This is a genomic window from Pseudomonas haemolytica (genome assembly GCF_009659625.1).
GTDB classification, from domain to species: Bacteria; Pseudomonadota; Gammaproteobacteria; order Pseudomonadales; family Pseudomonadaceae; genus Aquipseudomonas; species Aquipseudomonas haemolytica.
The window spans coordinates 38190-57570 of the sequence record NZ_VOIW01000001.1; the positions used below are offsets into that span (position 1 = coordinate 38190).

Genomic DNA, 19381 nt, shown 5'->3' on the forward strand with positions numbered 1-19381 from the left:
TTCTCCGTTGATCAAAACACCTTAGTCACCCAGCGCCTCGCCTTCACGCCGAGGGTCGGCGCCGCCGCTCAGCAACACCTTGCCCTGGGCATCCCGTGTACGGATGATGGCCTGGACGCCGCTGGTCATATCGATCTCGCTCAGGGCATGGCCCTTGGCTTTGAGCGCCTGTTTCAGCGCAGGGCTGAACAGGCCGGCTTCCAACTCGGTAGCGCCGTTGCGGCTGCCGAAATTGGGCAGGCTGATGGCCGCTTGCGGGTCGAGCTTCCAGTCGAGCATGGCCACCAGGGATTTGCTCACGTATTCGATGATCTGCGAACCGCCAGGGGAACCGACGGTGGCCAGCAGTTCACCCGTCTTGCGGTCGAACACCAAGGTCGGTGCCATGGCCGAACGTGGGCGCTTGCCAGGTTGCACGCGGTTGGCGACAGGCTGACCGTTTTCTTCTGGGATGAACGAGAAGTCGGTCATCTGGTTGTTGAGCAAAAAGCCCTGGACCATCACATGGGAACCGAACGCCGCTTCCACCGTGGTGGTCATCGACACGGCACCGCCCTGGTCGTCCACCGCCACCACTTGCGACGTGGAGATACGCAGCGGCGAGCGGTCTGGCGCGTACGCCACTTGAACGCCAGCGGGTTGGCCGGGCTTGGCGATGCTCATGCTACGCTCACCGATCAACGCGGCGCGTTGGGCCAGGTAATTGGGCGCGACGAGGCCGGCAACGGGCACGGGGGTGAAGTCTGCATCAGCCACATACAGTGCGCGGTCGGCAAAGGCCAGGCGCCCTGCTTCGGCGATCAGGTGCACCGCCTCGGGTGTCGGTTCAAGCCCGGCAGGCGAGGCGCTTTTGACCGGCGTCATCGGTGCGATAGCCAGGCGCGGGTCGCGGGCTTCCAATGCCTGCAAGGTCCCGAGTATCTGCGCCACAGCAATCCCGCCCGAGGAGGGCGGCGGCATGCCGCAGACCTTCCATTGTTTGTAGTCGGTACACAGGGGCGTGCGTTCCTTGGCGATGTAGCCCTTGAGGTCGGCCTGGGACAAGCTGCCGGCATTGCGATTGCCCTGCACCTTGCGCGCGATTTCATCGGCAATCGGCCCGTGATACAGCGCATCCGGCCCTTCCTTGGCGATGCGCTTGAACACGGCGGCCAGCGCTGGGTTCTTCAGCAGCGTACCGGTGGCTTTGGGCGAACCATCGGCATTCAGGAAGTACGCCGCCATCTCAGGTGATTGTGCGATAAAGCGATCAGCCGCGATCAAGCTGTGCAAGCGCGGGGAGATGGCGAAGCCTTGCTCCGACAGACGGATCGCCGGTTCAAACAACTTGGCCCACTGCAGGCGGCCGCTCTTCTTGTGCGCCATCTCCAGTGCGCGCAACACCCCGGGCGTGCCCACCGAGCGCCCACCAATCTGCGCATCGGTGAAGGCCATTGGCGTGCCGTCGGCCTTCAGGAACAGACGCTCCGTTGCACCGGCCGGCGCGGTTTCGCGACCATCGTAGGCATGCACGTTTTGCCCATCCCACAGCATGATGAACGCACCGCCACCGATACCGGAGGACTGCGGTTCCACCAGAGTCAACACCGCTTGCATGGCAATTGCCGCATCGATGGCCGAACCGCCTTGGCGCAACATCTCACGCCCGGCTTCGGCGGCCAGCGGGTTGGCGGCGGCGGCCATATGGCGTTCGGCGTGGCGGGTGCTGAGGTCGGTGCGATAGCCCGAGCCCAGCTCCGGGGCCGGTGGTTGTTCGTTGACGGGGGTGTGGCAGGCCGCGAGGGCCAGGGCAGTTGCGATGACCGTCAGGTGGCGGCGAGAAATCAAAAACACGCGCTGAACTCCGTTCATTTTGAGAATGATCTGTTGTCCTTGGGTACTTGCTTTCTTAAAGGTAAATCGTGCCTTGCATATACAGCGCGCCCTGGCCGGAGATAATCACGCGGTCGCCCTGGAGTTCACAACGCAACTGGCCCTTACGCTGGCCGCCTTGCTCGGCAGTCAACTGCGATTTGCCCAGGCGCTCGGCCCACAACGGTGCCAGCGAGGTGTGCGCCGAGCCGGTGACGGGGTCTTCATTGACCCCCACATTCGGGCCGAACCAGCGCGAGACAAAATCAAACCGCGTGCTTTTGGCGGTGACCGCAATCCCGCGTTTAGGCAGGCCCTTGAGTCGCGCAAAATCCGGCGTGAGTGCCGCCACCTGCGCTTCATCCTCTACCAGCACGATGTAGTCGTCGGTGCCAAACACCTCGGCGTTTTCAATCCCCAACGCACTCAACATCCCGCTCGGCGGCTCGCAGCGTTCGGGCTGCTTGGCCGGGAAATCCATCGCCAATTCGTCGCCATTGCGCGTCACCCGCAACTCGCCGCTACGGGTGGCAAAGCGCAGCACCTCGGGGGCATCGGCCAGCATATGGATCAATACCCACGCCGCCGCCAACGTGGCATGGCCGCACAGGTCCACCTCGACTTGCGGGGTGAGCCAGCGCAACTCATAGAACTCGCCACGGGGTACGAAGAATGCGGTTTCCGAGAGGTTATTCTCGGCCGCGATGTTCTGTAGTTGTTCGTCGGGCAGCCATTCTGTGAGCGGGCACACCGCCGCCGGGTTACCGCCAAAGGGACGTTGGCTGAAGGCGTCGACCTGGTAGATGTCCAGTTTCACCGTTAGGCACTCCGTGTGTGAAGGGAGGCTGGACACTAACAGTGGGGTTGGGGGGCGTCAAAATACAGTTGGGGAGTTTTTTTGCGCGCATAAAAAAACGGCCTACCTTTCGGTAAGCCGTTTTTAGTACTTGGTGGTACACAGACATTCGAACTGGATTGGTAGTTATCTGTATCTGTAGATTATTTATGTGGCAACGTAATGCTCAGAACGATCGGAGATCAGACTATGACGGACCGGACTTTGGCGCCGGATCAAGCGCTGTGGAATTCATGGACACCCGCTGAGTTGGCTGTTCGCCTGAAGACCGTCTCGCGTCCATGGTGCGTTGTCGGCGGGTGGGCGCTTGATCTATGGCTCGGTGAAAAGACGAGGGAGCATGACGATATAGAATTCACGATGTTGCGAGACGATTTCCGGGAATTCCGGCACGCGTTTGGCGATCTCGATATGTACACCGCGAAGGCCGGAGTGCTCACTTTTCTTCCCGCGGATCATATCCCAGGGTTAGACATTCAGCAGGTGTGGTGTTTCGACCCAGTTGCTCAAGCCTGGCGGGTGGACATGATGATTGAATCAGGAAGTCCTGAGGTATGGGTTTACAAGCGGGATGGGGCTCTCCGGTTTCCCCGTACAGAAATGTTGTATTCGAGCAGTGAAGGCATTCCATATTTACGGCCTGCGGCGATCCTGTTGTTCAAAGCCTTGCGCGTACGGCCCAAGGACGAGGAGGATTTTCACAAGACCTTGCCGACGCTGCCCGCTGAGGAGTTGGCGTGGCTGAGGCAGCATTTGCTGAAGCTTCATCCGGGGCATCACTGGATAATCCCTTCATGACCGCTATTGATCAACAACTGCCCGCTGCATTGGGGCGGCGTTTGATCTCGGATCGTTTCATTTGCGCTTATATCCCCTCGGTTCAATTATCAACCGAGGATGCACGGTGGAAGGTATGGGGATACAGGAAGAGACAGCCAGAAACAAGAAAGCCCGCACGAGGCGGGCTTCTTGAGGTGATTCATAGACTGCTGTAGACATCTATGGATCGGTACTTGGTGGCTACACAGGGACTTGAACCCCGGACCCCAGCATTATGAATGCTATGCTCTAACCAACTGAGCTATGTAGCCAAGTGGCGCGCATTATTCGCCTGGAACGGCAATGCGTCAAGCCTTTTTATTGAAAATTTTTCTACGCTTTCAACTGTTTAACGGAAAACGCCGCTTTGGGCGACGGGCGGCAGGGGATGTGCACATCCGATCAGCCAATCCAATCCTGTGTAGGCGCGGGCTTGATCATCAGGGGGAGCGAGATGGAGTCGATGGCGGTCCCCGACGTAAAGGGCGGGGGTGGGACCGCTTTGGAGCGGTGGGCGCTGTAGCGCTGGGCCTTTGCATGCTTTCGATCGTGCCAGGTCTGACGGTGTTGGGCAGATATCCCTGTCGCCCAACGCTTGACCGTTTAAGTCTGGTTACTGGTGCAGCGTGTTATGGGTGACGCGCTTGAGCTGCTCGCGTGCCCGGGACAGGCGTGAGCGAACGGTGCCGATGGGTATATCCAACACGTCCGCAGTGTCCTGGTAGCTGCCGTCGGTCTCCAGCGAGGCATACAGGGTTTTGCGCATCTCTGTCGGTAAATGATCAATCGCGCTGAGGGTACTTTCAAGGCGCCGGTTGACCTCAAACTCCCAGTCCAGACTATTGTTTTCTTCCTGACCATGCCACAGCGACTCATCGAATTCGCAATGCGCGGGCTTGGCATACAAGCGCCGAAAGTGATTGCGGATCAGGTTCTGCGCAATGCCGCACATCCACGTGCTAAGCGAAGCGGTGCCACTGAAACGCTCGCGATTACGCCAGGCTTCCAGGTAGGTCAATTGCAAAAGATCATCCGCATCTTCCGGGTTGAGCACTCGCTTGTGAATGAAACGGCGGAGTTTCTTCTGTTGGTCGTCTGTCAGGTGGAGCATGAATTGAGGCGAGCTGCCAACAAGATGAGCTAAAGCTTCAATAGGGATACTCATGATTTATTCCTTAAGGTAGACGCAGTCGAAATGGTTTCGACGGTTACCTCTTTTGCACTGCCTGTGCCAAAGGAGAATCCACATATAACTTAATGATTTATATAAATAAAATCGTAATGGTCGACGCGCTTTTGTGCCGTAACTTGCAAAAGGCATCACGGGCGTGTGCAGGTTTTTTCATCATGTCGGCAGGCTGGATTTCTATGGAACCATCTATGCGGGCCTTGCCACATATGGACACTATCTTCCTGCCCTGGCCTGCCCATGAAAGTCGAATCTGCCAATGAAGTACTAACGCCCCCACGCTTGGAGCCGTCCACCGTTAACCCGGTAGTCAAGCCTGAGCCGGGCAAAGGTATCGATGATCTTTTTCTGCACTTCAGCCAGGAGGTGGAGTCCAGCAGCCGCACATTGGACAAGCGCAAAATCGGGGTGCGTGTGCCCCCTGTGCAGGCGTTCGCGCAGCTCTATGAGCAGTTGGGGCATCCGGCCCAGGAAAGTTTTGCGGCGGTTGCGCGGCGGGTCAGGCTGCAATTGCTGACGCAACCCAGCGTCGAAAAGTTGCTTGAAAGTACCGGCGGTGACCCGGCCCGCACCTTCGTGGTACTCAAGTCGGTGTTGGAGCAGGCCGATGCCGAAGTGCGCAAGTCCGAAGCCAACCTGGCGCGGGATGCCATCGCCAAGTTGGAGATTCGCTTTAAAGGAGAGATCCAGGCAGGCCTGAATATCGCCGTGGCCTTGCAGAAGGCGGGTGGCGATCCACAGGAGCGCCAGGCGCTACGCGCGCTCTATTACGCCAGTGTGGTGACGCGGCAATCCTTGGCGACCATGATGCAGGCCCTGTTGGGTGTGTACGGCGACGACCGCTTTGCCCATGGGCTGGGCGTGATGTCCAGCGCCTTGACGGCCGACATCGCCGCCCATGCATCGTCCGTCCCTACGGCAATGTTGCGCACCTTGTTGGTAGGGCTGCGCAGCTGTGGCGCATTGAGTGGCGTTTTGTGCAGTTGTCGTGATTTGACCCAGAAACTGGCGATTGATCTGCATGCGGTAAGCCTGCTGCAGCGCCTGCTGGGTTATGCCAGCACCGGCATCGCGTCAAATGAAGTCATGCGCCTGGCCGAGGATATGGGGGACAACACGCCCACTCTTGTGTCTCTCAATATGCTTTACCCGGTGTTTCAATGCCTGCCCCTGGCGCTATGGCCGGATAGTCGGTCCCGCCAAGAAGCGCTGCATAACTTCCTGCTGGTGATGGACGAGCTTGCCCGTCTCGAAGGCAGGAACCCTCGCTTTCCCGACTCGAGCATCCTGGCGTGACTGTGCTGTCCGCCATCAACGGCGTACTGCTCAAGCTGGCTCAGCGTGCCGAGGTATTGGGCGCCGTGGTGATCATGGCGATTGTGTTCATCTTCATCGTGCCGCTGCCCACTTGGCTGGTGGACATCCTGATTGCGCTGAATATCTGCATTTCCTGTTTGTTGATCATGTTGGCGCTGTACTTGCCCGGGCCTTTGGCGTTCTCTTCCTTCCCGTCGATTTTGTTGCTGACCACCATGTTTCGCCTGGCGTTGTCGATCGCCACCACGCGCTTGATCCTGCTGGAACAGGACGCCGGCGATATCGTCGAGGCCTTCGGAAACTTCGTGGTAGGAGGCAACCTGGCGGTGGGCATGGTGATCTTCCTGATCCTGACCCTGGTCAACTTCCTGGTCATCACCAAGGGCTCTGAGCGGGTGGCCGAAGTGGCAGCACGGTTCAGTCTGGACGCGATGCCGGGCAAGCAGATGTCCATCGACAGCGACTTGCGTGCCGGCTTGATCGACGGTGCGCAAGCGCGCGACAAGCGTGAACAGTTGTCTCGCGAGAGCCAGTTGTTCGGTGCAATGGATGGTGCCATGAAGTTCGTCAAGGGCGATGCCATCGCCGGGTTGATCATTGTGGTGGTTAACCTGCTGGGCGGATTCTCCACGGGGATGTTCCAGCACGGTTTGAGCGCTGGCGACTCGATGGCGCTGTATTCGGTACTGACCATTGGCGACGGTTTGATCGCGCAGATTCCTGCGCTGCTGATCTCGCTGACTGCTGGCATGATCATTACCCGGGTAGCGCCTGAGGGGCGCAAGGGCGTCACGAACATGGGCGCCGAAATCGCCCGGCAGATGACCAGTGAGCCCAAGAGCTGGATGATCGCATCGGTGGCAATGCTGGTGTTTGCGATCGTGCCTGGCATGCCGACCTTGGTGTTTATCCTGATATCGATGATGACCGGCGGCCTGGGTTATTACCTCGACCGCCGGCGCCGCAGGCAAGAGCAGCCGGAAGCTGAAGCTGTCGACGCCACGCGGCCCGAGGAAAACGGTAGCGAGGACCTGCGCGGGTTTGATCCGTCCCGTCCCTATCTGTTGCAGTTTCCCTCGGCCTTGCGAGGGACGCCTGAGGTGACGGATCTTATTCACGGAATCCGTCAGGTACGCAATTCCCTGGTCGCGAACATTGGTCTGACATTGCCACCGTTCGAGGTCGAGATCGATGATTCACTGGCTGACGATGAAATGCGCTTCTGTGTGCATGAAGTGCCGATGGTCAGGGCGTCGGTGGTCCAGCGCGTGGCCGTGGAGCGCGCCGCACTGACGGTTGAGCCCGAGCATGGCACCCCGGGATTGGCCGAGCGCAATGAACAGGACTGGCTCTGGCTGCCACCTGATGACCCACTGCTCAATGACTCGCAGTTGGAGCGCTTCAGTGCGACGAGCCTGATCGTCGAGCGCATGAAGCAGGCGATGATGCTCAGCGGGCCTCAGTTCCTGGGGATCCAGGAGAGCAAGGCGATTCTCAGCTGGCTTGAGCACAACCAGCCCGAGCTGGTGCAGGAGCTGCAGCGCATCATGCCGATCTCGCGCTTTTCGGCGGTGTTGCAGCGCCTGGCCGGCGAGGGCGTGCCACTGCGCGCCGTGCGGTTGATTGTCGAGTCGCTGATCGAGTACGGCCAGCACGAACGTGAGCCGGAAGCGCTGGCCGACTACGCGCGCATTGCCCTCAAGTCGCAGATCCTCCACCAGTACAGTGAGGCCGATGGCCTGCATGCCTGGCTGTTATCACCGCAGACCGAAAACACCCTGCGCGAGGCGCTGCGCCAGACCCAGACGGGGGTGTTCTTCGCACTCGACAACGACAATAGTGCGGCGCTGATCAACCTGCTCAACCAAGCCTTCACTGTCCGGGCCAAAAGTAAAAGCGTGATGTTGGTGGCGCAAGACTTGCGCAGCCCCTTGCGAACCTTGTTGATCGAGGAATTCAACCATGTGCCGGTGCTGTCGTTCGCCGAGCTGGGGAGCAACTCCAAGGTCAAGGTGCTGGGGCGTTTTGATCTTGGCCAGGATGAGTTGATGCACGGGACGTTGGCATGAACACATCGCTACTTGCAGAGTATGGGGGGAGGCGCTGATGTACGAACTCCGGGTATTGGATGGTTTGCATCAAGGCGCCGCGCTGCCTTTGTTTGGTGAGCAATGGAGCCTGGGCGCCAACGCGGATGCTGATCTTTTGCTGGATGATCCTGGTATTGCCGAGCATCACGCGCGCCTGCTGTTGGCTGAAGGGCGGTGGTCGGTGCAGGCTGAGGCAGGGTTGTTGAAAAACAGCGATGGGCAAATGTTGGCGCAGATCGGCGATCTGGCGCTCAACACCGCGTTTGTGATTGGCACCGTTCGCTTGTGTGTCAGCCCTGCCGATCAACCTTGGTTACAAGTAGCGGTACCCAAGGCCGAACGCCCGACAACGGAGCCCGTGCATCAGGCGCCGCTGCCTCTGACGCTGTCGTCCATTTCATCGTCGCAGCAAAAACGCTTGCTCAGCCTGCTCCTGCTATGCGCCGTAATCATCGCGGCGGTCGGCATTGTCTTCACGGGTGAACGCCAGGCCCAGGCATCGCTGATGCCGGCAGTTATTCAGAAGCCCGGGCTGGACTCGCCCTCTGAGGTGCGCCAGCAGCTAATGAGAATGCTCGGTGAGCGCGAGCTCGTCCAGCGGGTCAGCTTGCAAATCGTCAATGGTCAGATTGCCCTCAATGGTGTTGTTTCCCAGGAGGAAGTGGAACTGATCGCACGCATGCTCGATCGTTTTGCCGAGCAGTTCGATACCGTCGTGCCGGTGATCAGTCGCGTCCGGGTACGTGATGGCACGTTGCCATTCAAAATATTGCAGATTGTCGGTGGCCCGAACGGCCATGTGGTACTTGAGGAAGGAACCCGGCTGTTTGTGGGCGATGAAGTGGATGGCTTGCGCCTGGTATTGATCGATAACAGCAAGGTGGTTTTCGACGGCGAGCAACGTTATGAGGTGGGCTGGTGAAGGGTTCGTTGCAAGCGCGTCTGGAGGCTTGGCAACTGCACCAGTCGCAGGCGTTGAGCAGCTTCGCACCCGTCACGATGCGTGGTCGCATTCAGCGTGTGAACGGCATGCTGTTGCAATGTCGATTGCCACAGGCCCGTATCGGCGACCTGTGCCAGGTCGAAAAAACACCCGGCGACTACATGCTGGCCGAGATCATCGGGTTCGATCAGCGCGATGCGGTGCTCAGTGCCCTGGGCAACCTGGAGGGCGTGCGCGTAGGTGCCAGCGTCGAGCGGCTGGGGGTGCCGCATCAGGTACGGGTCGGTGACGAGCTATTAGGGCAGGTGCTGGATGGTTTCGGTCGCCCAATTGCGGGTGAGGGTGTCGGTGCGTTCGTTGAGGTGGACACGCCGGAAGCAACCCCGGTGTTGTGCGAGGCGCCCCTTCCTACGGAACGGCCGCGGATCAACCGCGCCCTGGCGACGGGGGTGCGCTCGATTGATGGCCTGATGACGCTGGGAGAGGGCCAGCGTGTCGGGCTGTTTGCCGGTGCCGGTTGTGGCAAGACGACCTTGTTGGCCGAGATCGCCCGTAACGTGGAATGCGATGTGATCGTGTTCGGTCTGATTGGTGAGCGGGGCCGCGAGTTACGTGAGTTTCTCGATCACGAACTGGATGAGCAACTGCGTGCCAAGGCCGTGTTGGTATGCGCCACTTCCGATCGCTCGAGCATGGAGCGCGCACGCGCCGCGTTCACGGCAACCGCCCTGGCCGAGGGCTTTCGGCGTAAAGGCCAGCGGGTGTTGTTGCTGATCGACTCGCTGACCCGGTTCGCCCGGGCCCAGCGCGAAATCGGCCTGGCTGCCGGTGAGCCCTTGGGGCGCGGTGGCTTGCCGCCGTCGGTCTACAGCTTGTTGCCCCGGTTGGTGGAGCGCGCCGGGTTGACCCGCGATGGCGTGATCACGGCCATCTACACGGTACTGATCGAGCAGGACTCCATGAACGATCCGGTGGCGGATGAAGTGCGCTCTCTGCTCGATGGCCACATCGTCCTGTCACGCAAGCTGGCCGAGCGTGGGCACTACCCGGCGGTCGATGTCCTGGCCAGCCTTTCGCGAATTTTAAGCAATGTCGCAGAGCCCGTGCATATTCGTGCCGGTACGGCGTTGCGGCGCCTGCTGTCGGCTTACCAGCAGATCGAGCTGATGCTCAAGTTGGGCGAGTATCAGCCCGGCAATGATGCGCTCACCGATCTTGCCGTCGACAGCCGGCAGGCGGTGGATGGCTTTCTGCGACAGGACTTGCGGGAACCTTCGCCGCTTGCCGTCACCATGGATCAACTGTCTGAGCTGACCGCCCATGTCCCATTCTGAAGTGTTAACAGGTGAAATCGATACCTTGCGACGTTTGCGCCGACATCGTGCTGATCGCGCTGAGCGTGCGCTGCGTGAGGCAAAACGGACTCAGCAAGCGCTGGTTGCGCACATCCTTGAGGTACAGCAAGTGCTGGAGCAAACCCGAGAGGAAGAGGCCCGACAATGTGCGCAGCTATTGAGTGAGCACCAGGGACAAGTGGTGACATTCAAGGCGCTGAAAACCTGGAGCGCCAAGGAGCAGCAGCTATCGGCGGGTACGCAGCGTGAAGAAAGCCATTTGCTGCGACTGCGAGGGCAGCAGCAAACGCAGGCGGCCGAGATCGGTCAGGCACAAAAACAGGTCACCTTGTGCTTGCGCCAGGTGGAAAAAATTCAAGAGTTATCTGAGTTACTGCGGCAGGAGTCGATATGAAACAGGTTTCAGTGGCTCCCCCTGAACGGCAGCGCCCGCGCGAACCTCGCGATGATCGTGCACCCGAATTCAGCGCCTTTGTGCCTTGGGAGCAACGGCGAATGTTTGCCCAGTTGTTTGATGATGACGGCCAGGGCGGAGGCGGATATGGAGCTTCCCTGAACGGAATCAAAGCCTCTGGCGATGTCGCCATGATCGAGGCGTTGACCGAGCAGTTGGCGCCGCGAATGCTCGTCGGTTCACAGTGGCCTTTGATGGCGGTCTTTCACCTCGGCCGCCTGGGGCGGATCAATGCCAGTATTCGCCGAGAGGAGGGCAGCTGGAATGTTGAGCTGGACGCGGAGCAAGACACTGCGGCGCGCTGGCTCAGTGGTGTACGCCAACAATGTGAGCAACGGCTGGCGGCGAGCCTGCATCAGCCTGTCAGCTTGTACTTGGCCAAATCGGCGCAAGCATGATGTTACCCCCTCTGGTATTTCCCACGTTCAAGGCCGATATCGCGGCTGCCCGGCTGCGGTTAGGGCACGGGGTGTGTATGCCGTTCCAGGTCGCAGGCTCAAGTGGCGAGTTGAAAATGGAACCCGGGCCTGCTCCGGTGGGTGTCCAGCCGCTCTGTTTCGAAACCGCCTGCGGGGTGTTGGCCTTCAGTGAGCCGGGACCGCAGTTCAGCTTGATGGGTGAATGCCCAATGACGTTGGCACAGGCCGGCAACGATCCGAACGGCTGGTTCTGGGCCTTGTTCAACCATCATATGAGCCCCCAGGTGCAGGCACTGTTCGGCCATCTGCGCCTTGTGCCAGGCACCCGGCCATTGAACTTTGGCTGTCGATTCTGCGTGACGCTCGGTGCGTCCCGTGCCACGGGTTATCTGTGGTTGTCTGCCGAAAGCTTTCTGGCGTTGTGCAAGGCGGGGCCGTGGCGCTCCGTGGCAGGGTCAGTGCCGGCGCAGTTCCAACTGGCGGTGGAGGTGACGCTTGGGCGCCTGCGGTTGCCCATGAACCAATTACGCAGCTTGCGGGCCGGTGACGTGCTGGTGGTTGAACAGGCCTTTTTCAGTGCGTCGGGAACCGGTCATGTGCAGGTTGGCAAACAGCGCCTGGTGGGCTGGATCGACGCTGAATCCGGGCCGACACGCCTGACCCTTACTTCTATCGAGGACACGCTTGTGGACGAAGATTTTGCAACACAGACCTACTCAGGGTATGAGGATGAGACGGCGGTGACGGACGTATTCGGGCATGAGCCATTCGATGAATTGAGCATGGCGCTCAATGTGCGGTGCGGCACGCTGAACCTGACCCTCGGTGAATTGCGCAACCTTGCACCCGGTGCCGTGTTGGGGGTGGCTGGGTACGCCCCAGGTACGGCCGGTCTTTACTACGGTGACCGCCCCCTTGGCCTGGGTCAACTGGTTGAAGTGGACGGGCGGCTGGGGCTGCAGATGACCCGCGTGATCTTTTCTCGATGAATAGTTTCCAGGGGATAGATCCCGTCGTCCTGGCAGTGTTTCTTGGGGCATTGTCGTTGATGCCCATGCTGTTGGTCGTCTGCACAGCGTTCCTGAAAATCGTGATTGTGCTGATGATCACCCGCAATGCCATCGGGGTGCAGCAAGTACCTCCGGGTATGGCCATCAACGGCATTGCCCTGGCGGCGACCCTGTTCATCATGGCGCCTGTCGGTTATGAGATGGCCGAAATCGTCAAGGTGTCGCCCCTTGACCTGACCAGCGTGGGCGCACTTCAACAGACGGGGGTGGAGGCGATCAAACCGTTGCGCACCTTCATGTTGCGCAACAGTGACCCGGATATTCTTACTCACCTGTTGGAGAACACTGCGCGCATGTGGCCGGCGCAGATGGCACAGGAAGTCCAGCGTGAGGACCTGATCCTGCTGGTGCCGGCCTTTGTACTGTCGCAGTTGCAGGCGGGGTTCGAAATTGGTTTCCTGATCTATATCCCGTTTATCGTGATTGACCTGATCGTCTCCAATCTCCTGCTGGCGCTGGGTATGCAAATGGTCTCGCCGATGACCATTTCCCTGCCACTCAAATTGCTCCTGTTCGTGATGGTCTCCGGATGGTCGCGATTGCTCGACAGCCTGTTCCTTTCCTATCTCTGAGTGGCCTATGGAACCGATCGTACTGTTCAAGCAGGGCATGCTGCTGGTGGTTCTGTTGACGGCGCCGCCGCTGATTGTGGCGGTGGTAGTGGGGGTCATGACATCTCTGGTACAGGCGCTGATGCAGGTACAGGACCAGACGTTGCCTTTCGGGATCAAGCTGGTGGCGGTGGGTATCACCTTGATCATGACCGGTCGCTGGATCGGTGTGGAGTTGATCCAGCTGATGAACGTGACGTTCGACATGATTAGCCGTTCGGCCCTGCACTGAGGTCTCGCCTGTGCTGCTATATCTTGAGTATTTACCCAGCTTGCTGGTGGCCATGGCGCGTATCTACCCCTGTGCCTTTCTCGTGGCGGCATTCTGTTTTCAACATATACGCGGCATGCCACGGCACACCATCGTGATGGTCATGGCGCTGGTGCCGATGCCGGCCGTTCATGCGACGCTGGCGGGCCAGGAACACTCTGCGCTGATGCTCGGTGGGCTGGTCCTGAAAGAGGTGGCCCTGGGGCTATTGCTGGGTGTGTTGTTGTCTATGCCGTTCTGGCTGTTCGAGTCGGTCGGGGCGCTGCTGGATAACCAGCGTGGCGCTTTGGCCGGCGGTCAGCTCAACCCATCGCTGGGGCCGGATGCGACGCCATCCGGGCACCTGTTCAAGCAACTGGCGATTTTTCTGTTGATGGTCAGCATGGGCCTCGGCGCGTTGACCCAGGTGATCTGGGACAGCTATCTGCTGTGGCCACCGACGGTGTGGTTTCCGCTGCCCGCCGCCGATGGGTTCGGTGCATTTGTCGATCTGCTCGGCGAAACGTTCACGCACATGGTGCTCTACGCCGCTCCCTTTATCGCGGTGCTGCTGTTGCTGGAGTTCGGCATTGCACTGTTAGGGGTCTACAGCCAGCAACTGCAAGTGAGTACGTTGGCGCCGCCCCTCAAGTGCCTGGCGGGTATTGGTGTCCTGCTGCTGTACTTTGAGTTGCTGCAGGACCTGATCGTCGGGCGCATGGGCTTGCTCACAGACCTCAAACACACCCTGGGGCTGTTTTTCAAGGTCCCGATCCTATGAGTGATTCAGGGGAAAAAAAGCACCCCGCATCAGCCAAGAAACTGCGTGATCAACGTAAGAAAGGACAGGTCGCCCAAAGCCAGGATGTGGGTAAGTTAATGGTGCTGACCGCCATCAGTGAAATCGCCTTGTTCACCGCCGAGACCAGCCTGCAGCGTTTCCAACAGTTGATGCTGCTGCCGACTTCACGCCTGGCCTTGCCTTTCCCGCAGGCAATGGAAGAGGTGATGGTCGAAGGCGTGATGATGTTTTTCGCGTTCGCCTTGTTGATGGCCGCGGTGGCGATAATCACGAAGCTGGTCAGCAGCTGGATGCAGTTCGGGATTCTGTTCGCCCCGGACTCCCTGAAGCTCGATTTCAACCGCCTTAACCCTCTCAATCAACTCAAGCAAATGTTCTCTGTACAGTCGTTGATGAACCTGTTGATGAGTGTGGTCAAGGCGGCGCTCCTGGGCCTGATCCTGTACGTGGTGATCTGGCCTTCCTTGGGAGCATTGATCAACCTGGCCACCAGCGACCTGCAAAGCTACATCCTGGCCTTGATCGCGCTGTTCCGCTATTTGCTGCATGCCTGCCTGGGGTTATTGCTGGTGCTCGCCCTTATCGATCTGACAATGCAGAAGTACTTCTTTGCCAAGCGCATGCGCATGACTCAGGTCGAGGTCGTCAAAGAGTACAAGGACATGGAGGGCGACCCCCATGTGAAGGGGCAACGCCGCGCGTTGGCGCAGCAATTGGCCCAGGAAGAGCCCAAGGTCAAGCTGCCCAAGCTGGAGGAGTCCGATATGCTGGTGGTCAACCCGACGCACTTTGCCGTGGCCTTGTATTACCGCCCGGGCGAAACACCGCTGCCTCTGTTGGTGGACAAAGGGACCGATGATGACGCCCGTGCGTTAATCGCCCGGGCCAAGTCGGCCGATGTGCCGGTCATTCAGTGTGTGTGGTTGGCCCGTACGCTTTATACGAAGAAGTTGGGGGCGACTATTCCTCGTGAAACCCTGCAAGCCGTGGCATTGATCTACCGCACCTTGCGCGAGCTTGATGATGAAGCCAAGCGTGAGACCCTGGAGTTGCCGGAGCTTGATCTGCGTTGACTAGGGGGCGTTCTCAATTAGTTTCCCCACCGCGCCGGGTCTGCTGCTGTGCAGGGCAAGGCGCGAGAAGCGTGGTTTGGTCATTCCAAATAAGCTTCGAGCAACGCAGCCCTGCACAGCAGCAGGCCCGGCCCTTCGGGTTGTGCCTTGAAGCGGGCCATGCTGCGTTGCAGGCCTTGGAAAGGGAACAACCATTCCCAGCGGCCTGCGCCTTGCCTGGCCCGCTTTAAGGCGACAACGCGGTGGGGAAACTAATTGAGAACGCCCCCTAGCGCCGGGTGCGTGCATCCAGGGTTTCAAGGTTGGCCAGCGACAACATTCTGCTGAGGGTTCTTTCGAGCAGGTTGCGCTGTGAGGGCAGCGCATGCCAGATCACCAGGTTGTCCTGTGGATCGATATAGATAAAGCAGCCATCGAATGCCACGGCTTGCTCGAAACGACGCTCCAGCGCTTGCTGTAATTGTGAAGCCTGCAATGTTTCGCGAGCTATGAGCAGGGCCAGCCCCTGGCGGGTTCCGGCTTGCATTCCACTGGCCGTCACTCCGGGGCACAGTGTCAGGTGAGCGGCAGAGCCGCCCACCAGACTGTCTAGGAAGACCTGGCGCTCATCGTCCGGTGTTCCTTGGTCGGTCATCGTTCCAGCGACACTGTCTGATAGTCCGCCCGCTCTCCGGCGGGGCCGGGTTCGACGCGCATCTGTGGGGGCCACCAAATCACCATCTTATCCTTGCTCGATTGCGGGCGTGAGCAGGAGTCGCCCTTGCAGGTAGGTGTACAACCGGCGACGAGCAGCGCTGCGCCGATCAGGGTGACGAACAGCAAGCGGTGTTTCATGGCTTGGCCTTTTGGGTTGGAGTGATCAGGGAGGGACGGGGCACGCTGAGATGTTCATCCTTCACCACCGGACGCATGGCGATGAACACTTCTGCTTCCTCACCCGGCTTGAGCCAGGCGCGCGGCCAGACACTGACGGCCAGGGTCTGTGAATTACTGCATTCCTTTTCATCGATACGCACATTGCGGTTGAACTGATTGCGCAGTACCACCACGGCTACGTTGTACTGTGGGCCGGCATACCACTGACTGCGTTGAGTATTGAGCGCCAGTAAGTTGCGGGTGTTGCACAAGGTGGTCAGGCCCAGGGGCATCGGCGCTACCTTGAAGGGCTTGGGCACTTCTCCGCTGACCAGGTGCGCCAGGGTGCTGATAACGTCGCTGCGTTTGACCACCGGCTGGTGAGGGTCATAGCGCCTGGCCAGGGGTTTGAGAGCGGCCTGCAATTCAACCTGGTCCGCTTGTGGTAAATAACGTGACGGGTCGGCCTGGTCTCCAATGACACGCGGCGTGAGGATGAACAAACGCTCACGCCGATTGTTCTGTCGCTCCGTCGAGGAAAACAGCAACTTGCCCAATAGCGGAATATCCCCCAGCAGAGGTACCTTGCTGTGCCTGTCAGCGCTTTCGGTGACGTGGAAACCGCCGACTACCAGCGAGCGTTTTTCCGCCATGATGGCTTGGGTGCTGACTTTGCCTCGGCGTACATCGTAGCTGTTGGGTGTAGGGTTGGACTCTTCGAAGTTACCGTCCTCGATGTCCACTAACAGCTGAATCTGGTGGCCCCCCTTGCTGGTGATGACCCGGGGCACGACCTGGAAGCTGGTGCCTACGGTAATCGGTAAAATCGTTGCGTTCTCTCTGCCGCGAGACAGGTATTGGGTGCGGTTGAAATCGATTACTGCCGGCTGGTTCTCCAGCGTCAGCACTGACGGATTGGACACCATGGTTGCCAAGCCCTTGGCCTCCAAAGCGCGTATGTCGGCGTTGAAACGGTCGCGGTTTCCAATGGTCAACTGAGAGTTGCCGGGAACCACATCGGCTCCGCCACCGAAGCGACTGTTCTGAAAGCCCCACTTCACACCGAACTCGCGCAATTGCGTGCGCTCGATGTCGAGGATGATTGCATCGATTTCCACCAGTTTGCGCGCCACGTCGAGTTGGGCGATCAGTTCGCGGTACATGGCCTGCCGTTCCGGCACGTCATAAATCAGGATGGCGTTATTGCGCAAGTCGGCTTCAACGCGGATCCGGGCCGGGCTGACGGGGGCCCGCGGCGTAATTGACATGCCCGCATTGGTTGAGCTGTTCGGCCCGGTCGGCGTGGACGGGCCGAGCATTTGCCCCAGTAACGGATTGCTCAGGCGTGGAACCACGGGAGTGACGAATGCGGGCTGGGAGGTGGAGCGTTGAGCTTGTGCCGAAGGCGTGGAGGTTGAGCGCGGCTCCAGCAGCCCCCGCAGCATAGTGGCAACACCGGGGATGATGATTGTTTCGTTGCGGTATTCCATCTGGCGGTCCGCGGCGCTGGCGAACTTCAGCGGGTAGCTCAGAACACTCTGTTTTTCATCCGCGGAGCGGCGCTGGCTGCTGAATCGCTTGATTTGCTCGATATAGACCTTGGGGCCGGAGACCAGGACAACACCGTCTTCTGGCAACTCGCCCCAGCCAAAACGGCTGTCGAGCAGGCCAATATCGGTCAGCGCTTGCTTAAGGTCGGAAATGGTCTCGGAAGAGACTTCCAGGCGTGCGGACTCTTGCTGGTCCAGAGTGCTGATATAGAGGGTGTTGTTGTACATGTACCATTGGAAACGGTGTTCGACTCCCAGGCGATCGAGCAATGACTGGGGTGTATTTGCGCGGATCTTGCCATTGACGTTACCTTCAAGCAGGCCCTCGACCTGAAGTTGTGTGCCAAAAGTCTGGGCAAAATCCTCCAGCACTTCGCGCACAGGTTTGTGCTGGGCTTCATAGGCGTACGCCGTATTTTTCCATTCAGGAGGAATCGCGGCCAACGTGCTGTCCAGTGGCAGCAGCCACCCAGGTAGCATGACGAGCCAGCACCAGGCGGCGCGGCGCGTGGCAGCAGGTAGGTGAGGGCGCAAGCGTTGGTGCTTGTCGATTTTGTCAGGCATGGGAAAGTCTCTGATTAGTGCGGTATCAAACGCAGCGACGTGGGGATGAATGCGCGTGCAGGCCGATCCTGGCGCGCGACGATGGCGCGCCAGGTGTCGCGTTGGTTGAGAAGGGACTCGAGGCACTTGGCTGGCTGTGCGCCGGGGTGCTGCTCGACACATTGAACAAGCCAGAGCGCGCCGGTGGTCGGTGCCAGTGCAACAGCGCCGTGAAAATAGCTCAGGCTGGGGCCTCCCAGGCGCATCCAGGTTCGTAGCAAGGTTTTGTCCTCCCCCGCTTTCGTCAATTGAACCTTTACCAGCAGTTTGCTCGATACGCGTTGAAAGATGATTTCATCGTCATTTTCGAACAGAATCAGCTGATCTTCGTGGCCGTTTAACCAGCCGGCAATGAGTGCGTGCAACTTACTGCACACCATCCAGTGCTGTTTTAAGCAATGTATGCCTGGAGCGAACTTGTTCGTTGAAGGCGATGATCGAGAGCTTTTGTTGTTTCATCAGGTCGCTGAAATGTTCTATATCGGTATCTAGAACTTCCGAGTCTTTATAGGCGGTATTCAAGCGGTTGATATCGGTTTGAACTTGCTTCAACAGGTGGTTTTTCAGGTTTCCGTAGAAGTCCATTACTTTTACTCCAGATGTGTCTGAACTGTGTGGCGGGTTGTTTGTAACCAGTTCCATCGGAGGCCATCTTTTAGGATATTGCCTGCCTGTACCGTTATGTCGGTGAGGCGTCCTACGCCCGTGCAAGCAATATTTCTCGCATCGACGCCCAGTCGATACGGAAGTCGCCCTCGTCTGTTTCCAGCAGCAATGTTTGAGGTTTGACCTGGTCATCCGGGCGAAGTCTCCAAGGCGTAGAACCCAGCTTGGCCAGGGCTTGGGCTACCTGTTCGTGCTCGTGTGGGTGGCAAACCAGGGTCGCCTTGATCGGTGGGATTTGCGTCGCTACCAACTGTTTGATCAATGCCGAGAGGCGCTGTGGGGCAGGCACTTCTTCCAACAGGCAGTGGAACGCTTGATTGGCGATGGATGTTGCGTAGTGTTCGAGGCTGTCACACACCTCCTGGCGCTGGCGCTCCCATAGGCTGAGTTGGGCGTGGGCACGTGACCAGAAGTCGAGATTGGCCTGCTCAAGCAGTTCTTCTCGATGTTCGGCCGCCTGGCGCAAGAGTTCTTCGGCTTGGGCTTGCGCGCTACCCAGTAGCTGCCCCGAGCGGGAGTAATCGGCGAGCATTTCCCGAGTAATCAGAACCTTTGGCTGACCGGGGGCGCCGTTGTGCAACTCGATTTTGCGTAGAGTCAACATGGAC

The 19381-nt window shown here is 59.2% G+C and carries 21 protein-coding genes and 1 tRNA gene; 12 read left to right on the top strand and 10 right to left on the bottom strand.

Annotated features, from left to right (window positions below; translation table 11 throughout):
- Positions 1-21: 21 nt before the first annotated feature.
- A complete protein-coding gene (gene ggt, locus FRT59_RS00170) occupies positions 22-1851 on the bottom strand; it encodes a gamma-glutamyltransferase (RefSeq protein ID WP_153870118.1) in 1830 nt (609 codons plus the stop codon).
- A gap of 37 nt (positions 1852-1888) precedes the next feature.
- On the bottom strand, positions 1889-2668 hold the full coding sequence (locus tag FRT59_RS00175) for a PhzF family phenazine biosynthesis protein (RefSeq protein ID WP_162524923.1): 780 nt from the start codon (positions 2666-2668) through the stop codon (positions 1889-1891).
- Between the two features lie 228 nt (positions 2669-2896).
- On the opposite strand from FRT59_RS00175, the gene FRT59_RS00180 reads away from it, so the two are divergent.
- Positions 2897-3505, top strand: coding sequence for a nucleotidyltransferase domain-containing protein (locus FRT59_RS00180; RefSeq protein WP_153870119.1), 609 nt, complete (start codon positions 2897-2899; stop codon positions 3503-3505).
- 216 nt (positions 3506-3721) lie between these two features.
- Here FRT59_RS00180 and FRT59_RS00185 read toward each other — a convergent pair.
- Positions 3722-3798, bottom strand: a tRNA-Met gene (locus tag FRT59_RS00185).
- Between the two features lie 341 nt (positions 3799-4139).
- A complete protein-coding gene (locus FRT59_RS00190; protein WP_034117967.1) occupies positions 4140-4691 on the bottom strand; it encodes an RNA polymerase sigma factor in 552 nt (183 codons plus the stop codon).
- A gap of 264 nt (positions 4692-4955) precedes the next feature.
- On the opposite strand from FRT59_RS00190, the gene sctW reads away from it, so the two are divergent.
- The 11 genes from sctW to sctU all read left to right on the top strand — a co-directional run bounded on the left by sctW (position 4956) and on the right by sctU (position 15099).
- The gene (sctW, locus tag FRT59_RS00195) at positions 4956-6011 is read left to right on the top strand and encodes a type III secretion system gatekeeper subunit SctW (RefSeq protein ID WP_153870120.1); all 1056 of its coding nucleotides are present in this window, start codon (positions 4956-4958) and stop codon (positions 6009-6011) included.
- Positions 6008-8101, top strand: coding sequence for a type III secretion system export apparatus subunit SctV (sctV, locus tag FRT59_RS00200; protein ID WP_198809551.1), 2094 nt, complete (start codon positions 6008-6010; stop codon positions 8099-8101). The genes sctW and sctV overlap by 4 nt, the downstream gene beginning before the upstream one ends.
- A 37-nt stretch (positions 8102-8138) precedes the next feature.
- Positions 8139-9044 (top strand): FHA domain-containing protein, encoded by a 906-nt coding sequence (locus tag FRT59_RS00205; RefSeq protein WP_034117970.1) that lies wholly within the window; start codon positions 8139-8141, stop codon positions 9042-9044.
- Complete coding sequence (locus FRT59_RS00210) at positions 9041-10399, top strand: FliI/YscN family ATPase (RefSeq protein ID WP_034117971.1); 1359 nt, start codon at positions 9041-9043, stop codon at positions 10397-10399. Before FRT59_RS00205 ends, FRT59_RS00210 begins: the two co-directional genes overlap by 4 nt.
- Complete coding sequence (gene sctO / locus FRT59_RS00215; protein ID WP_153838964.1) at positions 10386-10814, top strand: type III secretion system stalk subunit SctO; 429 nt, start codon at positions 10386-10388, stop codon at positions 10812-10814. Before FRT59_RS00210 ends, sctO begins: the two co-directional genes overlap by 14 nt.
- Positions 10815-10915: 101 nt before the next feature.
- On the top strand, positions 10916-11272 hold the full coding sequence (locus tag FRT59_RS00220; RefSeq protein WP_325167929.1) for a type III secretion system HrpP C-terminal domain-containing protein: 357 nt from the start codon (positions 10916-10918) through the stop codon (positions 11270-11272).
- Positions 11269-12282, top strand: a complete 1014-nt coding sequence (locus tag FRT59_RS00225) for a FliM/FliN family flagellar motor switch protein (RefSeq protein WP_153870122.1) — start codon at positions 11269-11271, stop codon at positions 12280-12282. The genes FRT59_RS00220 and FRT59_RS00225 overlap by 4 nt, the downstream gene beginning before the upstream one ends.
- Complete coding sequence (gene sctR, locus FRT59_RS00230; RefSeq protein WP_034117975.1) at positions 12279-12935, top strand: type III secretion system export apparatus subunit SctR; 657 nt, start codon at positions 12279-12281, stop codon at positions 12933-12935. The genes FRT59_RS00225 and sctR overlap by 4 nt, the downstream gene beginning before the upstream one ends.
- Before the next feature lie 7 nt (positions 12936-12942).
- The gene (gene sctS / locus FRT59_RS00235) at positions 12943-13206 is read left to right on the top strand and encodes a type III secretion system export apparatus subunit SctS (protein ID WP_034117976.1); all 264 of its coding nucleotides are present in this window, start codon (positions 12943-12945) and stop codon (positions 13204-13206) included.
- 10 nt (positions 13207-13216) lie between these two features.
- Positions 13217-14005: a type III secretion system export apparatus subunit SctT gene (sctT, locus tag FRT59_RS00240; protein WP_034117977.1), complete on the top strand. Its 789-nt coding sequence runs from the start codon at positions 13217-13219 to the stop codon at positions 14003-14005.
- A complete protein-coding gene (gene sctU, locus FRT59_RS00245; RefSeq protein ID WP_034117978.1) occupies positions 14002-15099 on the top strand; it encodes a type III secretion system export apparatus subunit SctU in 1098 nt (365 codons plus the stop codon). The genes sctT and sctU overlap by 4 nt, the downstream gene beginning before the upstream one ends.
- A 268-nt stretch (positions 15100-15367) precedes the next feature.
- Here the strand turns inward: sctU and FRT59_RS00250 are convergent, their stop codons facing one another.
- The 6 genes from FRT59_RS00250 to sctL are packed head-to-tail and all read right to left on the bottom strand — an operon-like array spanning position 15368 to position 19377.
- A complete protein-coding gene (locus FRT59_RS00250) occupies positions 15368-15733 on the bottom strand; it encodes a transcriptional regulator (protein WP_153870123.1) in 366 nt (121 codons plus the stop codon).
- A complete protein-coding gene (gene hrpT / locus FRT59_RS00255; RefSeq protein ID WP_153870124.1) occupies positions 15730-15933 on the bottom strand; it encodes an HrpT family type III secretion system protein in 204 nt (67 codons plus the stop codon). The genes FRT59_RS00250 and hrpT overlap by 4 nt, the downstream gene beginning before the upstream one ends.
- Positions 15930-18068 carry a type III secretion system outer membrane ring subunit SctC gene (gene sctC, locus FRT59_RS00260; RefSeq protein ID WP_153870125.1) on the bottom strand — a complete coding sequence of 713 codons (2139 nt, stop codon included), beginning with the start codon at positions 18066-18068 and terminating at the stop codon, positions 15930-15932. Before sctC ends, hrpT begins: the two co-directional genes overlap by 4 nt.
- Positions 18069-18082: 14 nt before the next feature.
- The gene (locus tag FRT59_RS00265; RefSeq protein WP_153870126.1) at positions 18083-18472 is read right to left on the bottom strand and encodes a PIN domain-containing protein; all 390 of its coding nucleotides are present in this window, start codon (positions 18470-18472) and stop codon (positions 18083-18085) included.
- A 1-nt stretch (position 18473) separates the two neighbouring features.
- A complete protein-coding gene (locus tag FRT59_RS00270) occupies positions 18474-18749 on the bottom strand; it encodes a hypothetical protein (protein WP_153838960.1) in 276 nt (91 codons plus the stop codon).
- A gap of 55 nt (positions 18750-18804) precedes the next feature.
- Positions 18805-19377, bottom strand: a complete 573-nt coding sequence (gene sctL, locus FRT59_RS00275) for a type III secretion system stator protein SctL (RefSeq protein ID WP_034117985.1) — start codon at positions 19375-19377, stop codon at positions 18805-18807.
- Positions 19378-19381: the final 4 nt, after the last annotated feature.

Excerpts from the sequence above, each read along its gene's own strand:
- ggt (WP_153870118.1), bottom strand. The coding sequence starts at position 1,851 with ATGAACGGAGTTCAGCGCGTGTTTTTGATTTCTCGCCGCCACCTGACG.
- FRT59_RS00180 (WP_153870119.1), top strand. The coding sequence starts at position 2,897 with ATGACGGACCGGACTTTGGCGCCGGATCAAGCGCTGTGGAATTCATGG.
- FRT59_RS00190 (WP_034117967.1), bottom strand. The coding sequence starts at position 4,691 with ATGAGTATCCCTATTGAAGCTTTAGCTCATCTTGTTGGCAGCTCGCCT.
- sctW (WP_153870120.1), top strand. The coding sequence starts at position 4,956 with ATGAAAGTCGAATCTGCCAATGAAGTACTAACGCCCCCACGCTTGGAG.
- FRT59_RS00205 (WP_034117970.1), top strand. The coding sequence starts at position 8,139 with ATGTACGAACTCCGGGTATTGGATGGTTTGCATCAAGGCGCCGCGCTG.
- sctO (WP_153838964.1), top strand. The coding sequence starts at position 10,386 with ATGTCCCATTCTGAAGTGTTAACAGGTGAAATCGATACCTTGCGACGT.
- FRT59_RS00220 (WP_325167929.1), top strand. The coding sequence starts at position 10,916 with ATGTTTGCCCAGTTGTTTGATGATGACGGCCAGGGCGGAGGCGGATAT.
- FRT59_RS00225 (WP_153870122.1), top strand. The coding sequence starts at position 11,269 with ATGATGTTACCCCCTCTGGTATTTCCCACGTTCAAGGCCGATATCGCG.
- sctR (WP_034117975.1), top strand. The coding sequence starts at position 12,279 with ATGAATAGTTTCCAGGGGATAGATCCCGTCGTCCTGGCAGTGTTTCTT.
- sctS (WP_034117976.1), top strand. The coding sequence starts at position 12,943 with ATGGAACCGATCGTACTGTTCAAGCAGGGCATGCTGCTGGTGGTTCTG.
- sctU (WP_034117978.1), top strand. The coding sequence starts at position 14,002 with ATGAGTGATTCAGGGGAAAAAAAGCACCCCGCATCAGCCAAGAAACTG.
- FRT59_RS00250 (WP_153870123.1), bottom strand. The coding sequence starts at position 15,733 with ATGACCGACCAAGGAACACCGGACGATGAGCGCCAGGTCTTCCTAGAC.
- hrpT (WP_153870124.1), bottom strand. The coding sequence starts at position 15,933 with ATGAAACACCGCTTGCTGTTCGTCACCCTGATCGGCGCAGCGCTGCTC.
- sctC (WP_153870125.1), bottom strand. The coding sequence starts at position 18,068 with ATGCCTGACAAAATCGACAAGCACCAACGCTTGCGCCCTCACCTACCT.
- FRT59_RS00270 (WP_153838960.1), bottom strand. The coding sequence starts at position 18,749 with ATGGAACTGGTTACAAACAACCCGCCACACAGTTCAGACACATCTGGA.
- sctL (WP_034117985.1), bottom strand. The coding sequence starts at position 19,377 with ATGTTGACTCTACGCAAAATCGAGTTGCACAACGGCGCCCCCGGTCAG.